Below are 15,411 nucleotides of genomic sequence, written 5' to 3' on the forward strand. Positions count from 1 at the left end.
AACTGTGGCGATAATGGGAATGTAAGCCATTCGCAGGTGCGGCCCAATAAAAAACCCAGGCAGTGGAGCCTGGGTTTGCCGTATGACGCCAGGGGCGAGGACGGATTTTACGCGGCAGCAACCGGAATCTTGCCGATCTTGGCCTGCCATTCGCGCGGGCCGGTCTGATGTACCGAAACGCCGCTGGCGTCCACCGCGACGGTCACCGGCATGTCCCGCACGTCGAACTCGTAGATGGCTTCCATGCCGAGGTCTTCGAAGGCCACCACGCGCGAGCCGCGGATCGCTTTCGAGACCAGGTAGGCGGCGCCGCCGACGGCCATCAGGTAGGCGGCCTTGTGCTGCTTGATCGCCTCGATCGCCACCGGGCCGCGCTCGGCCTTGCCGACCATCGCGATCAGGCCGGTCTTGGACAGCATCATGTCGGTGAATTTGTCCATGCGGGTGGAGGTGGTCGGGCCGGCCGGGCCCACGACCTCGTCGCGCACCGGGTCGACCGGGCCGACGTAATAGATCACGCGGTTGGTGAAATCGACCGGCAGCGTCTCGCCCTTGGCCATCATGTCGGCGATGCGCTTGTGCGCCGCGTCGCGGCCGGTCAGCATCTTGCCCGAGAGCAGCAGCGTCTGGCCGGGTTTCCAGCTGGCGACTTCTTCCTTGGTCAGCGTGTTCAGGTCGACGCGTTTGCTGGTTTCGGTATTCGGCGTCCAATGCACCTTCGGCCAGGCGTCGAGCGGCGGCGCTTCGAGCGTCGCGACGCCGGAGCCGTCGAGCACGAAGTGCGCGTGGCGGGTGGCCGCGCAGTTCGGGATCATCGCCACCGGCTTGGAGGCGGCGTGCGTCGGATACGCCATGATCTTCACGTCGAGCACGGTCGCCAGCCCGCCCAGCCCTTGCGCACCGATGCCCAGCGCGTTGACCTTTTCATAAAGTTCGACGCGCATTTCCTCGATCCAGTCGCGCGGGCCGCGCGCGATCACTTCCTGGATGTCGATCGGGTCCATCAACGATTCCTTGGCCAGCACCATCGCCTTTTCGGCGGTGCCGCCGATGCCGATACCCAGCATGCCCGGCGGGCACCAGCCGGCGCCCATGGTCGGCACGGTCTTGAGCACCCAGTCGACGACCGAGTCGGAGGGGTTGAGCATGATGAACTTGGATTTGTTCTCCGAGCCGCCGCCCTTGGCGGCTACCGTCACGTCGACCTTGTCGCCCGGCACGATTTCGTAGTGGATGACCGCCGGCGTGTTGTCCTTGGTGTTCTTGCGCCCACCGTCGGGCGGATTGACGATCGAGGCGCGCAACACGTTGTCCGGATTCAGGTAGGCGCGGCGCACCCCTTCGTTGATCATGTCGGTCAGCCCCATTTTGGCGTCCCAGCGCACGTCCATGCCGACCTTGACGAAAATCGTCACGATCCCGGTATCCTGGCAGATCGGGCGGTGCCCTTCGGCGCACATCCGGCTGTTGGTCAGGATCTGCGCGATTGCATCCTTGGCCGCGGGGCTTTGCTCCAGCTCGTACGCCTTGCCCAGCGCGGTGATGTAGTCGAGCGGATGGTAATAGCTGATGTACTGAAGCGCATCGGCGACGCTTTGGATCAGGTCTTCCTGCTTGATGGTGGCCATGGCGAATGATGTTCGATTGGGGGAAAACGGGCTCGCGGCAAGCGCTGCCGGCAGCGGCGGTCTGCATGCCGCGTAATCCGGGCATTTTACAACGTCTGGCGTGGGCCATCACGGTCAGGCGGGCGCCGCGCCCCATGCCAAGTCGGAAAACAACCGTGAATTGCTGGCTTCGTACCGTAAATGGAGTTGATAAAGCAGTGTAAACCAGCGGAAACTTCTTTTTGCCGCTGCCAGCAGTTCGCTTGCCGGGGGAAATCAGTTACGATTGCAACAAAATGCCGCTTGCGCGATCTTGCCGCGTTGTAAGCCCACAGTAAGGCATTCACCTTAAGGTGGCGGAAAATATTTCAGCTTTCCATAGGAGACAATCATGGCATCCATCGAATCTGTAATGCATGAGCAACGCGTGTTTGCGCCGCCGCAGGCTCTGGTCGAGCAGGCCAACATCTCGGGCATGGCGGCGTACCAGGCGCTGTGCGCCGAGGCCGAGCGCGATCATGAAGGGTTCTGGGCGCGTCTGGCGCGCGAGAACGTCGCCTGGCACAAGCCGTTCACCAAGGTGCTGGACCAATCCAACGCGCCTTTCTACACGTGGTTCGAAGACGGCCAACTGAACGTCTCCTATAACTGCCTGGACCGCAATCTGCAGAATGGCAATGCCGAGAAGACAGCGATCATCTTCGAGGCGGACGACGGCACCAGCACGCCGGTGACCTATCGCGAGCTGCACCAGCGGGTCTGCCGCTTTGCCAATGCGCTCAAGTCGCGCGGCATCAAGAAGGGCGACCGGGTGGTGATCTACATGCCGATGTCGATCGAAGGCGTGGTGGCGATGCAGGCCTGCGCGCGCATCGGCGCGACCCATTCGGTGGTGTTTGCGGGTTTTTCGGCCAAGTCGCTCAACGAGCGCATCATCGACGCGGGGGCGGTGGCGGTGATCACGGCCGACGAACAGATGCGCGGGGGCCGCGCGCTGCCGCTCAAGAACGTGGTCGACGAGGCGCTCACGCTGGGCGGGTGCGACGCGCTGCACACGGTGGTGGTCTACCGGCGCACGGGCGGGCCAGCCACGATGCAGGCCGGGCGCGACGTGTGGATGCACGAGCTGAGCGCGGGCCAATCGGAACAGTGCGAGCCGGAATGGGTGGGCGCCGAGCACCCGCTGTTCATTCTGTACACGTCGGGCTCGACCGGCAAGCCCAAGGGCGTGCAGCACAGCTCGGGCGGCTATTTGCTGTGGGCCACGCTGACCATGCAGTGGACCTTCGACATCAAGCCCAGCGACGTGTTCTGGTGCACCGCCGACATCGGCTGGGTGACCGGGCATACGTATATCGCCTACGGGCCGCTGGCGGTGGGGGCCACGCAAATCGTATTCGAAGGGGTGCCGACCTACCCGAACGCGGGGCGCTTCTGGGACATGATCGCGCGCCACAAGGTATCGATCTTCTACACGGCGCCCACGGCGATCCGCTCGCTGATCAAGGCGGCGGAGTCGGACAAGAGCATCTACCCGACGCAGTACGACCTGTCGTCGCTGCGCATTCTGGGGTCGGTGGGCGAGCCGATCAATCCGGAAGCCTGGATGTGGTACTACAAGAACGTCGGCGGCGAGCGCTGCCCGATCGTCGACACGTGGTGGCAGACGGAGACCGGCGGGCACGTGATCGCGCCGCTGCCGGGGGTCACGCCGCAGGTGCCGGGCTCGTGCACGCTGCCGTTGCCGGGGGTGGCCGCGGCGATCGTCGACGAGACGGGGCAGGACGTACCGAACGGGCAGGGCGGGATGCTGGTGATCAAGCGGCCGTGGCCGGGGCTGCTGCGCACCATCTGGGGCGACCCGGAGCGCTTCAAGAACAGTTACTTCCCGGCGGAGCTGGGGGGCAAGATCTATCTGGCCGGCGACGGCGCGATTCGTGACCGGCAGACCGGCTACTTCACGATCATGGGTCGTATCGACGACGTGCTCAACGTCTCGGGGCACCGGCTGGGCACGATGGAGATCGAGTCGGCGCTGGTGGCCAATCCGCTGGTGGCCGAGGCGGCCGTGGTGGGGCGCCCGGACGACACGACGGGCGAGGCGGTGGTCGCGTTCGTGGTGCTCAAGCGTGCGCGTCCGGGCGGCGAGGAGGCCAAGCAGATCGCCACCGATCTGCGCAACTGGGTGGCCAAGGAGATCGGGCCGATCGCCAAGCCGCGCGACATCCGCTTCGGCGAGAACCTGCCGAAGACCCGTTCGGGCAAGATCATGCGGCGCCTGCTGCGCGTGATCGCCAAGGGCGAGGAGATTACCCAGGACACTTCCACCCTGGAGAACCCGGCCATCCTCGAGCAGCTCAAGCAGTCGCAATGAGTTGGCGCGACGCCTGAGCATTCTCACGTCACGGCCCCGCTTGCGGGGCCGATTTTTATTGCCATGATGCATGAACTCGAGCGCCACACCCGCTGATCCGGTTGCCCTGGCCGAGCGTCGGGCTCGGCTGGCGGCGGCCTATTGGCGTCGCAATCTCGCGCTGATCGCGGTGCTGATGTTCGTCGGATTCGCGGCGACTTTCGTGCCGGTGTACTGGGCACCCGAATTGTCCGGCCTGCATTGCTTCGGCTGGCCGCTGCCGTTTTACATGGGCGCGCAGGGCGCGATGCTGGTCTACCTGCTGCTGATCTGTTTTTATGCGATCGGCCAGCGCCGCAACGACATGCACTTCAGGCGCGACCTGGCCGCGCTGGAGGCCCGCGCGCGCAACGGCGCGGCAATCACCGAAGGGCGTGATACGCAATGAGCCTGATGCGCCGCCTGACGCGCTACTACCTCTATTACACGGCGGGTTTCGTTGCTTTTGTGGTCATGGTGGCGCTGCTCGAGCGGACCTATGGCGCCGGCGTCTGGGTCGGCTATGTTTTCCTGTTCGTGACGATCGCTATTTACGCGGTCATCGGGTTGGTGGCACGCACCTCCGATCCGGTCGAGTATTACGTTGCAGGCCGGCGCGTGCCGCCGGTCTTCAACGGCATGGCGTGCGCCGCTGACTGGATGAGCGCGGCATCCTTCATGGGATTGGCCGGCTCGCTCTATGTCTCGGGTTTCGACGGGCTGGCCTACGTGATGGGGTGGACCGGCGGCTACTGCCTGGTCGCGTTCCTGCTGGCGCCCTATCTACGCAAGCTCGGCCGCTATACGTTGCCGGACTTTCTCGGCACGCGCTATGACAGCAACATCGTGCGGGGCGTCGGCGTTTTTTCCACCATCCTGTGCTCGTTCGTCTACCTGGTGGCGCAAATACAGGGGGTCGGACTGATTGCCGCCCGCTTTATCGGCGTCGATTTCTCGATCGGCATCTTCTTCGGGCTGGCGGGCATTCTGGTGTGCTCGTTTCTCGGCGGCATGCGTGCGGTGACGTGGACGCAGGTGGCGCAGTACATCATCATGATCGTCGCCTTTCTGGTGACCACCGCGCTCGTCGGCCACCAGACCGGCACCGGCTGGCTGCCGCAACTGAGCTACGGCAAAGTGCTCGCGCGCGTCGAGCAAATCGAGCATACGCTCGATGCACAGGCCCCGGAGCAGGCCGTGCGCGATCATTACCGGCAACTGGCCATGCAGATGCAGCAGCGGCTCGATGGCTTGCCGCACAGCTACGCGCAAGGCAAGACCGAACTGCGCCAGCAGTTGCGCGCACTGCGGCAGCGCAACGCCGCGCTGCGCGAGGTCAAGGCGGTCGAGGACAAACTGCAGGCCTACCCGCGCAGCGTGCACGAGGCGCGCGACGCCTGGACGGCCAGGCGCAACGACTATCAGGCCCGCTCTCAGGTGCCGCAATCGATGACCGTGCCGTTCGCTGCGACGGACCCGGCCGCGCGCGAGTCCAAGCGCCTGAATTTCCTGCTGTTGATGCTTTGCCTGATGGTCGGCACGGCCAGCCTGCCGCACATTCTCACGCGCTACAACACGACCACCGGAGTCCAGGCGGCGCGCAGCTCGGTTGGCTGGACCTTGTTCTTCGTCGTCTTGCTCTATGTCAGCGCTCCTGTGCTGGCCGTCTTGCTCAAATACGACGTGCTCACGCATCTGGTCGGGCAGCGCTACGACAACTTGCCGGCATGGGTGTCGCAATGGCAAAAAGTCATGCCGGCGCAGCTCGAGATCAGCGACGTCTATCGCGACGGCGTAGTCCAGTGGGGCGAAATCTGGATGCACCCCGACATGCTCGTGCTGGCCGCGCCCGAGATTGCCGGCTTGCCATACGTGATCTCGGGCCTGATCGCCGCGGGCGCGCTGGCAGCCGTGCTCTCTACCGCCGACGGGCTGCTGCTGACCATCGCCAACGCGCTCTCGCACGACGTCTACTTCCACATGCTCGATCGCCAGGCGAGCGCGCAAAAGCGCGTTACCGCTTCAAAGCTGCTCGTGCTGTGCGTGGCGCTGTTCGCCGCCTATGTGACCTCTCTGCAACTCGGCAACATCCTGTTTCTCGTCGGCGCCGCTTTTTCGCTGGCCGCCTCCAGCCTGTTTCCCGTGCTGGTGCTCGGTGTCTTCTGGCGCCGCGTCACGCGCGCCGGCGCCATCGCCGGCATGCTCGCCGGGCTCGGGGTCTGCGTGTACTACGTCGTTGCGACGTACCCATTTTTCACGCGTCTGACCGGCTTCACCGGCGTCCGCTGGTTCGGCGTCGACCCGATCAGCGCGGGCACCTTCGGCATACCGGCGGGCTTCGCCGCGGCGATTCTGGTGAGCCTGTTGAGCCCGCGCCCGGATCAACGCACCCGTCAACTGGTGAGCTACCTGCGCGAGCCATGACGGTGTCCGCATAAAATCTACCGGCCGCCAACGAGTTTGGTATAATGCGCTCCCTTCAGGAGAGATGGATGAGCGGTTTAAGTCGCACGCCTGGAAAGCGTGTATAGGTTAATAGCCTATCGGGGGTTCGAATCCCCCTCTCTCCGCCACTTGCCCCATAAGGCTTTGCGGCCGATCGATTTTAGGCGCTGTGCCATAGGGTTGCTTTTGTGCCATTGAATGGCTAGCGTAACGGCTTTACCCGCTCGGGTTTGCGCCTGTAGAATTTCTCTGTGACCTTCTCGTCCGCGTGCGCCAAAAGCGCTCTTGCGTGTTGGAGCGTTTCTGCGTCGCTAGCGCACTTTGCGCGTAAATCGTGCTCGGTGAAGTGCTCCTTGACCTGTGTCTCCTCGAGGACTCGGTTCATAAAGTTTCGCCACATCGTATCCCAGCCACCGGCGCGCCCGTTTTTCTCATTGAAATAGCATTCGCCGCGCCGATTGCAAAACAACCATGGTGAGGTCCTCACAGGACGGAACGCTTTCGCTGTAGCGATCGAATGTCGAAGTTCGTCAGTCCATTCGATTATGATCCGCTTGCCAGTTGATCGCGCCGTTTTCGACGGAGTGACATGTATGCCATCGTCTTTAAGGTCCGCCATCGTCAGGCGGAGGAGATCGCCACGCCGCAGGCCTGTCAGTAATTTGATGCATATGTATACTTGTATCATCGATACGCTACCTGCCTTGCGGCGCGGCTCTAGCGACAAGCACTCGATTATCTCCCAGTCCTCCACATATCGTGTGCGTGGACGCTCTCCCTCAAGCCGCACCTCCCCGCTAAATGGATGGCGATTGATGAATCCCCACTCAACGGCTTTTCTATAAGCGTGTGATAGAACCTCGATTTCTCGTCTTGCAGATATTTTCGCGGCGCGTTTATCGAAATATTGATAAACGTGACGCGGCTGTAGTCCTAACAACGGAAGATTTCCAAGAACTGCTCTCAATCGCTTGATTGCAACTGCATTTTGGGCCTGGGTAGTGATTTGTTTGTTGGGCACTACTCTCTGGGAATACAGATCAAGCAATTCATTGATCGTCTTGGCGTCGTCTAGCGTTTCTAACCGATCTGCCCATACCTTGTAAGCCTCGGGTAGCGACTTACCAAGAAGAAATTGTGTCTTTCCGTCCCACTTGCTTTCAAGTCCACTTGGCACCCTATAGTAGTAGGCTCCGTGAAAATGCCTCCAACGTGAAGGTAGTCCGCGATTTTCGCAATTTCTTTTCTTCGGCATTAAGCAGCTCCCCAATTCGGAATCACTTCATCGGATTTTCCCTGACTAGCCCTCATCCCCAATACTTGCTCAACATGTTGGCGTAAAACAATGACACGGCCGTCTGGGCGCATCTTGTGCTCGATGCCCATGGCTCGGAGTGCCCGCGCTTGGCTATGGCGTTGGCGACGACCGGTTAATTGCTGTAATTCATCTTCCAAAAGAAACATCGAGGTCGTCGATCGGCTGTATCTAGTATCGAGTGGGAGTCGCTCGTTCACTGTGACTTCTCCGGGTCTTCTATTGTCAAATGCTGGAGATTCGGTTTGAGTGCAACCGGGATCTCCTTGGGACATTTCAAAAAATTGAGATAGTGTTCAATCAGGATGAGCTCGAAAAATGACGTGGATCCAGCGATTCCCCTAGCGCACGGATCAGCAGCCAATCGTCATATTTCTCGCGGCCGATAAGTAGGAAGCCAGATCGCATAACTCCCAGATGCCGAGAGCGATTGGCGCATGAGGGCGGTGTGATCAATGTCGTCGATGCGCAATTCATATTCGACCGCGAGCACTTCCACGATACGCCGGTATGTCGTGGCATCCGTTCTCGGGCTGGCACCGTTGTGTGATTTATCTTGAAACTATCTCTACGCGCTTCAAACGCAATACACTGCTTCTCAGCATGCATTGCTCGGCGAGCCCGATGGCGAGTCTTGGCAGAGCTAGCGCTACTCGATGCGCCTGAAAATGCTCTTGCCGATTTGCCCATTGCCCAGCGTCGACAGATTCGCGCAATCGAAATGAGCGAAAGGATTCGCATTGGGATATCTACTTCTGGGAAACAACACTTGGCCCGATCGCTCCGACCAAAGCCCCCGATAATTGGATATTTCATATCGCCCCACTAGCAATTAATTCATATGCATATCGCGCCTTGACCTGCCTGCGGCGTGAATCTAATCTTGCAAGCAAGATGCCCGAGGCACAGGCCGTGTCCTAATAGGCCCTGATGCTCGCCAAAGCCAGCAGTCAGGCAACAGGACGGAGGCTCAGGCGCGTACGATAAGCATGCAATGAAAAGTGTGGGGTGCAAGCCTCGAATGTTGGCCGAATTTGAGGGTTTTTCGAGAATGTGTTCGAGATGAATGGTAGTGACCAGGAGATTTCGAACAGGCCAATAGCTTGTTCGACTGTCAGTTTTGCCTGATGTGCAGCGGGTGATAGATAGCCCGGTGCCGAGTGCAAGCGCATGGGATTGTGGAAGCCCACGACGTACCGATTAATATCCCGCGCGGCTTCATCCTGATTAGCGTAGAGACGTTGCCACCGCCGCTTTATCTTCAAGTTCAGGAAAAATCGTTCCGTTAGGGAATTGACGCTCTTCTACTGTCGACAGATAGCCAGGCCTGTCGGGATGAGCCGGTACAACTCGCTTGTGATACAGCGCTTCAAGCTGCGATGAATTTCCTTTAGGCGACGCAACATCGCTGCGAACCTGTATTGTCATAGAGCTCTCGAAATTAAGAGCAGGGAAAAATCCTTTTGTGATGCATTCGCAAGTCACGAACGCAAATTGGGGGCGAAGCGATCAGGAGGCCGCCAAGCGAACAGATTCCGGCTGTCGGTGTAACGAAACCCGTCAGCTCGTCGGCCACACTCAGGGAGCGACGTCGGTCCAGTGGACGGCACCGGGCAGGGGATCTGGTTCAGAATTCGCCACCCGACCCGGGCAATTAGACCAGCCATATTGACAGAAGCTTGCTCGCCATTTTTTTCAGAGTGTTACTCGAAAGCCGTAGCGTAGCAATTTGAGAAATTTTACATTCCTTGTATTTCAATGACTTAGGGTGGAAATCCAATCTCCTTAGGAGACTGGCGGCGTCTCCACTGAATGCGGAGGAAGCCTCGGTTCGCATCCAGTTACTGCTGCTGGCGGCGGTCTATTGGCAGAGGCCATTATTTCGCGCCCGTTGCAGCGATAACTGCCAGTGTCGGATGGGGGATCTAATTCAGAAAATTCGCCGCCCAATCAGGCTCATTAGGCCAACCGTTTCGGCAGATGCCCGGTGCCACGTTTTTTTCAAAGTGTCACGCAAAAGCTATATCGTGACACTTTGAAAAATTTGGAACCTTTTATTTTCAATGACTTAAGCAAAATATCGAGTCTCCTTAGGAGACTGACGGCTTTTGTGCCGGATGGGAGGAAGCACCCCCTGATCGTAAGTGCGGCTGGCAGCGTTCCCGTCGCACAAGTCGTCCTCTGGCGTCAGGCACGGCGATGTCTTTAGGGTGAGGCTTCGCGAGCGAGCGTGGGCGAAGGCTTGAGCATCACGTGCGCGCGTCCCAGCTACCGGGACTTCCCGGCCGACGACCGTAATGCGTTGTTCAATGCCGCTGGGTGAGAGCGCTGGTGACCCAGCAACGAGATGATGCTGTTATTTCACCAGGGGCGGGGCAGACCGATACGAGGGCCGCGGCACCTGGTGAGGGTGGATATGGAGCGGTGCGCCGGACTCATCATCCGAAGCACACAGCTGGTTTTGCGGGTGGCGAATTCCGTCGATGCGATCGGCTCGTCAGCGACTGTACTGAAAATGGACAAGCACCGCCATCAGTAGGAAGATAAGGCCAACAAGAAGCGGTTGTGCTTCAAGAAGGAGCCGCTCTGCTCGAATAAGCACAAGCTCGGGATACGCCCTGAGCCTAGCGAAGAGAGGTGCATCTGCTGCCAGGATGGGGAGGGGGGGAATGCCCCGGGCTGCGTCCCGTAGCTCGTCGATCGCTCGCGCTATCTCCAATCCGCTTGTTTTCGCGATTTCCCTCTGCAACTTTGCAGACTCGAAGCGCTCCTCCGCGACGAACGCGGTCAGCTCTGCCCAGATGTCCGCCTTGAGGTGCTCGCCGATTGCCTCCTGCAACTCCTTACTCAAAGAGACATCGCGCATTTCGCTTATGAGTTTGGAGAACTCGTTTGAGCGTGCAGCTTCGGCATTCTTTATCTCCCGCATCTCTCCAACCTGATCCTGGAGGAGTTTGGCAAGAGATTCTAAGCGGGCCGAAAGTTCGCGCTGCTGTGCGGTAACCTGGAGCGTCGATTTAACGTGAATCCGGTAGAGCGCCTCTCCAATGCTCAGCGAGTCGTCAGTCATGAATTGGCTCCACATTGGGCAAACGCAGGGCGAGGAAGGCGTCATCCAGAATCGCCCGCACTGACTGTGCGGCGCGCTTCAAGCCGAGCATCTCCACGAGATGTCGGATCTCCGCGTCAGGTTTCTCCTGCGCCACGGCTTCGTCGACCAAGGTCGAATAGTCTTTGGGGTCGTCAAGTACGTCCTGAATCGACAGGCGATGGGCGGCAAGCTCGGGAAAAATTTCTGCCTCAACAACGCTTGCTGCCGGGTCAATGAGGTAGTCGGGTCGCACACCCCGATACCCGGCCAGGGTTGAAAAGTGGGCCGCCACTTCGGTAGCTCCGCGATGAAGACTGCGGCGGGGAGCTTTGTTAAAGAGGACGCGCAGCTGGTGCGGTTGCATGCCAACTGCGGCGAGCGTCTCGATAGTATCAACCGTATCCTGCTGGACTCGCTCGTTCGGATTTGCTACCACCAGGACCACGTCATAATCCGTGATGGAGCCGGGATAGTTGCTCAGTCCCTCCAAAAAATCGCCGAACTCCGACACGCCCACATCAACAATCACATGCGTCGTAGCGGTCTTCACCTTGCGCATAATCTCCGGAAAACGTGTCGCATATAGGACCTCCCTCGGAATGCCGTAGCGGGACGAGTCTTGCCCAAGCGATTCAACCGAGATGACCGTGGGTGCCGGGGTAAGTCGAGGATATAGCAGCGAGGCGACCATCGTACTTTTTCCGATTGTTCCGGCGGTGTGGGCGACGAGAATTTTGCAGGGCATGGATTAGTCCTCTTGATTTTCAGGCTGGTTGGAAGTAGCTGGGGATACCGAAGGTGGCCATTTGAATGCTTCACTCGGAGATTGACGCGCAGCGGCGCGCGCCGCCTGAAACTCCGGTGACTTAAAGTCGAATCGCACGATGCCGCCCTTTTTCCGCTGACCGCCGGAAGCTGTGACGGTCATCGCAGAACTTGGGGCAGGGTCCGTCCATTGAGCGGGCACGGCTGCAGGGAACGTGGGCGTCGCTGGAGCGATTTCCTGAGTGTGGTCGATGAATCGAACTGTGTCTGTCTCGAGCGAACTCTTTCGAGTTTGATCGATGTGCGATCTGGGCGGTGGATGTGTGGCCGCATCAAGCAGCTCGAATAACTCATTTAATTTCGCCGGCGATATAGAGTTCAGCTTGCCCGAAGATTCGATCCGTGCGAAGTACTGGGCAATTGACCAGGAGCGCACGACAACACCATATTGCTCATTGAGCCACGCCTGGATGGTAGGCCACGAGGCGCCTTGGAGGCGCAGTGCCACAATGAAGTGAGCGTATGGCGCGAGCTTGCGGCGCCGGCCATTGGATGGCAGGAAGTGAAATGAATAGGAAAGCGATACTGTCATCGCGGCCGGCGTTAGGATATTGGATTTAGCGAAATTACGACTGCTCGATTCGCTAGGACCCGCACGCAGGATTGTCCCGGCACAAGGTCACAGCGAATACCTGCACATTGTAGGGAGGGAGGAGGTACGAACTGCGCTCGAATATCGCATGAAGACGGGCGTCATTCGAGATGCCAGAGGCGTGTGCGTGCAAATGGCTGCTGAAACAGGGGGGTGTTGGACTTCTAACTCCAATACTGCTCGTAGGTGCTGTCGAACAGGGAGTCAGTTATCGCGGCCCTTTTTGTGCCTCGTTAGCAACTCGCCAACCGGCCTAGCACCTCTTTAAAAGCTCGCCATCTGGCGCGCCGGTTTAGCACCCGTTTAGCGTTTCGGTATCACCGCTCTAGCAACTCCTTAACGCGTCGCCAATTGACGCTCCGACAGCATTCCTAGATTTGCCCTCGGGTTGCCCGTTGGATCAGCGCTGCGCGGGTGGTTGGGGCCAACGAATCGAAGCGCGGCGATGCGCAGTAGTGGATGTCGATTTTGAACGTAGTCACGCTGGCGCGTTGCGCGGGACTGGCGTACGCCCTGCTTTTGCAAGGTTAGTTGGGAAGCCGGTTTAGCGACCGTTTAATGCCTCGCTAGCACCGGTCTTGCACCTCTCTTACGCCTGTTTAGGATGTTCCATCTGTTGGCGCGTATCGCCGTTTGGTTTTGGTTGGTGTGTGGCGCACCGGCTTACGCACAGCAATTTCTCCGCACTGCTCTTGTCAGAGGTCGATTGGTGTGCTTAACTTAAGGCCAGCAGCGCTTCGTAGCGCTCAGAGGTACCGACTCGCCACCGTAGTGGCATGAGCTGGCTCTCGACTCGCATCGAACCAGCACCCCCAGAATCAGCTTGGTGTGTATAGCTTTTCTCTGGTTTATGAAAGTGATTGCGCGTAGGCGCATTTTTTTCGTCCCATTGCTTTGGGACACCTGCGGGACACTGAGGAAAGGCGAAAGCCTTAGCCAGTGAGGCTTGCAGGGCGATTTGGAACTACTTCAAAAATACATCACGAAATTTCGAAGGAAATCGTGATCGTCGCAAAAGAGGCTTTTGCTGTCTTCTGACGGGCTGTGATTGTCGGTGCGTAGGTACCGGATCACAGAGGGCTCAGCCTGCACAGGCAGGAGTTAAAACTCATTTCAGGTAAATGCGCTACCTGTAACTTCCGGTCATCGTGACTGGAGGGCGCGCATCGTATGGTTCCGCGTGAGGGCCGGCGCCAACCTATAGGGCTAGGCAACCCACCAACCGTAAGGCGTGGGGCGTGGATTATCGAAGTATCAGTGGTGGAGAGGTCCGCGCAATCGCACGTTTTTAAGGTCGCCCAATCTCCTGGGCTTGAGCCACGCAGTTGAGTACCGAGTTGTCTGCTCGGCGCGCACCGAAGCGCGAAAGTCCATGGCGAGATGGGTAATGATACCAAGGGGTCGACATGCGATGGCATGCCGGCGGGACGTTGCGGCGCCGTGAAAGGTGCCGCTGCAGCTGAAGGGTCAAGCAATCATGGATAGAGCGAACCAACGGGATGTGGGAGTGGGAGCGGGGAAGCAGCGAGGTCTGAGTCAAAGCGGGCTGGAAGGTGACGGCTGGCGAAACCAGCTACAGGCCCTGATTGACGCGCATGCGGGTGTGCGGGTCAATGGGAAGGTGGCTTCATTTCGCACGCGGGATGTGGCGGCGACCGAGGTATTTGCGGCTTTCAACACGCTGCGGGAGAGTCTGGGGTTCAAGTTGCAGAGTCCGCGAAATCTAAGCGAAAAGCACATCCAAGCGTTGGTGAACCATTGGTATCGAAATGGGCGGGCTGTGAGCACGATTCGGCAGAATTTGTCGATCCTGCGCAAGTTTTCCGGCTGGATTGGCAAACGCGGCATGGTGAAGAGTTTGCCTGTGTATTTGCCGGGGGTGGATCCAAAGGATCTGCGCACGAGTGCGATCGCGGAGCGGTCTCGTTCATGGAGCGAGAATGGTGTCAACGTTGAGGCGAAAATTGCCGAGGCGGATGCCCTGGACGAAAAGCTGGGCCTGATGCTGCGGATGGCGGTGATCTTTGGTTTGCGTCGCAAGGAGCTCGTACTGTTGAAGCCGTGGAAGGCTGACCACGGCGACGCGTTGATGATCTACGCGAACGGCGGTCCCAAGGGCGGCCGGCCTCGCGCTATCCCAATCACCACCGAATTGCAGAGGGCGACACTCGACTTTGTGAAGGCGCGAACCCCGAAGACGCATCATCTGGGTTGGTACGTGACTCGGCTCGGGAAGCCCACCTCCCTCGAATATAACGTCAAGGAGTATCTGCGATGGTTGGAACAGCTCGGAATTACCCGGAAGGTCGCTGGGGTAACTGGCCACGGCTTGAGAGCCGAGTACGCTGAAAATGAGGCCTTGCTTCGAGGCTTGATTCCAGCAACGCTCGGTGGGAGCGCTGATCAAATGCTCAAAGAAGACATAGCCGTGGTGCAGGCGCAGGTGAGCGAAAACATGGGTCACTCGCGGCTGGCTGTAACGAACTCTTATTATGGGAGCTTTAAGAGGCTGCGCCGCGAAAAACTGACGTCATCAGCGACTATTCGCGCCAAGGATACCTCCCGGGCAGAAGCGGAGGAACAGGTCCACAATTTTGCGGACTCTGCAGATGGCAATGGCAGTGCCTGGTCGAATGGGGATCCCGTCCGAGTTGCGGCGAGTATTAAAAATGGCCCCCTCGGTCTGCTCGCCATTGATGGGGTTCAGGTCGACCAGAGTGCGCAGCTGGCCTCAAACAGCGATGAAGTTCAGTTTCCGCGGTTGCTCGCCGAAATAGCGGCAACTCAGGAAAGCCTTGACCTTTCAAAGCTCGCTCAGGCTATGGATCTCACAATTGACGAGGTCAATTCGCTTTTCGAGCGTGCCCGTGAAGCATGGGAGGCCAAAAAACAGGGTGCTGCTCGGACTGAGGCTGACCCAGAAAACTGGGCCGAGCAAAAGTGGAAAAATCCGGCATGATGCAACCGTGAAAAGGAAGAGGTCATGCCATGAAGAAGAGCAAGTTCACCGACGAGCAAATCGCATTCGCGTTGAAGCAGGCGGAGCTGAGTGCGCCCATTTGTCGGTTGCCGGCTCCGACGGAGCGAGTAGATCGGACGGCCGTTCCGCACCTTGAAACTGCCGCTCAGCCGGCACTTGCTCGA

11 protein-coding genes and 1 tRNA gene are annotated in these 15,411 nt (G+C 59.2%); 5 read left to right on the forward strand and 7 right to left on the reverse strand.

Annotated features, from left to right (window positions below):
- Positions 1–107: 107 nt before the first annotated feature.
- A complete protein-coding gene (locus PATSB16_RS02170; protein WP_047212427.1) occupies positions 108–1,628 on the reverse strand; it encodes a fumarate hydratase in 1,521 nt (506 codons plus the stop codon).
- A 370-nt stretch (positions 1,629–1,998) separates the two neighbouring features.
- On the opposite strand from PATSB16_RS02170, the gene acs reads away from it, so the two are divergent.
- From acs to PATSB16_RS02190, 4 genes are all read left to right on the forward strand, one after another.
- Positions 1,999–3,981 (forward strand): acetate--CoA ligase, encoded by a 1,983-nt coding sequence (gene acs / locus PATSB16_RS02175; protein WP_047212428.1) that lies wholly within the window; start codon positions 1,999–2,001, stop codon positions 3,979–3,981.
- A 70-nt stretch (positions 3,982–4,051) separates the two neighbouring features.
- Positions 4,052–4,408 carry a DUF4212 domain-containing protein gene (locus tag PATSB16_RS02180; RefSeq protein WP_047212429.1) on the forward strand — a complete coding sequence of 119 codons (357 nt, stop codon included), beginning with the start codon at positions 4,052–4,054 and terminating at the stop codon, positions 4,406–4,408.
- Positions 4,405–6,423, forward strand: a complete 2,019-nt coding sequence (locus PATSB16_RS02185) for a sodium:solute symporter family protein (RefSeq protein ID WP_047212430.1) — start codon at positions 4,405–4,407, stop codon at positions 6,421–6,423. The genes PATSB16_RS02180 and PATSB16_RS02185 overlap by 4 nt, the downstream gene beginning before the upstream one ends.
- A 58-nt stretch (positions 6,424–6,481) precedes the next feature.
- A tRNA-Ser gene (locus PATSB16_RS02190) sits at positions 6,482–6,572 on the forward strand.
- Positions 6,573–6,646: 74 nt separating this feature from the next.
- Here the strand turns inward: PATSB16_RS02190 and PATSB16_RS02195 are convergent.
- The 6 genes from PATSB16_RS02195 to PATSB16_RS20745 form a co-directional block, all read right to left on the reverse strand.
- The gene (locus PATSB16_RS02195) at positions 6,647–7,699 is read right to left on the reverse strand and encodes a tyrosine-type recombinase/integrase (RefSeq protein ID WP_083566644.1); all 1,053 of its coding nucleotides are present in this window, start codon (positions 7,697–7,699) and stop codon (positions 6,647–6,649) included.
- Positions 7,699–8,034: a DUF4224 domain-containing protein gene (locus PATSB16_RS21255; protein ID WP_335645846.1), complete on the reverse strand. Its 336-nt coding sequence runs from the start codon at positions 8,032–8,034 to the stop codon at positions 7,699–7,701. The genes PATSB16_RS02195 and PATSB16_RS21255 overlap by 1 nt, the downstream gene beginning before the upstream one ends.
- 952 nt (positions 8,035–8,986) lie before the next feature.
- Positions 8,987–9,187: a hypothetical protein gene (locus PATSB16_RS20740; RefSeq protein WP_156884552.1), complete on the reverse strand. Its 201-nt coding sequence runs from the start codon at positions 9,185–9,187 to the stop codon at positions 8,987–8,989.
- 1,069 nt (positions 9,188–10,256) lie between these two features.
- Positions 10,257–10,829, reverse strand: a complete 573-nt coding sequence (locus PATSB16_RS02205) for a hypothetical protein (protein ID WP_047212431.1) — start codon at positions 10,827–10,829, stop codon at positions 10,257–10,259.
- Positions 10,822–11,595, reverse strand: coding sequence for a hypothetical protein (locus PATSB16_RS02210; RefSeq protein WP_156884554.1), 774 nt, complete (start codon positions 11,593–11,595; stop codon positions 10,822–10,824). Before PATSB16_RS02210 ends, PATSB16_RS02205 begins: the two co-directional genes overlap by 8 nt.
- Before the next feature lie 3 nt (positions 11,596–11,598).
- Positions 11,599–12,207: a hypothetical protein gene (locus tag PATSB16_RS20745; RefSeq protein ID WP_156884556.1), complete on the reverse strand. Its 609-nt coding sequence runs from the start codon at positions 12,205–12,207 to the stop codon at positions 11,599–11,601.
- Between the two features lie 1,507 nt (positions 12,208–13,714).
- Here PATSB16_RS20745 and PATSB16_RS02215 point away from each other — a divergent pair.
- Complete coding sequence (locus tag PATSB16_RS02215; protein ID WP_052892541.1) at positions 13,715–15,226, forward strand: tyrosine-type recombinase/integrase; 1,512 nt, start codon at positions 13,715–13,717, stop codon at positions 15,224–15,226.
- Positions 15,227–15,411: the final 185 nt, after the last annotated feature.

Source organism: Pandoraea thiooxydans (genome assembly GCF_001931675.1).
GTDB classification, from domain to species: domain Bacteria; phylum Pseudomonadota; class Gammaproteobacteria; order Burkholderiales; family Burkholderiaceae; genus Pandoraea; species Pandoraea thiooxydans.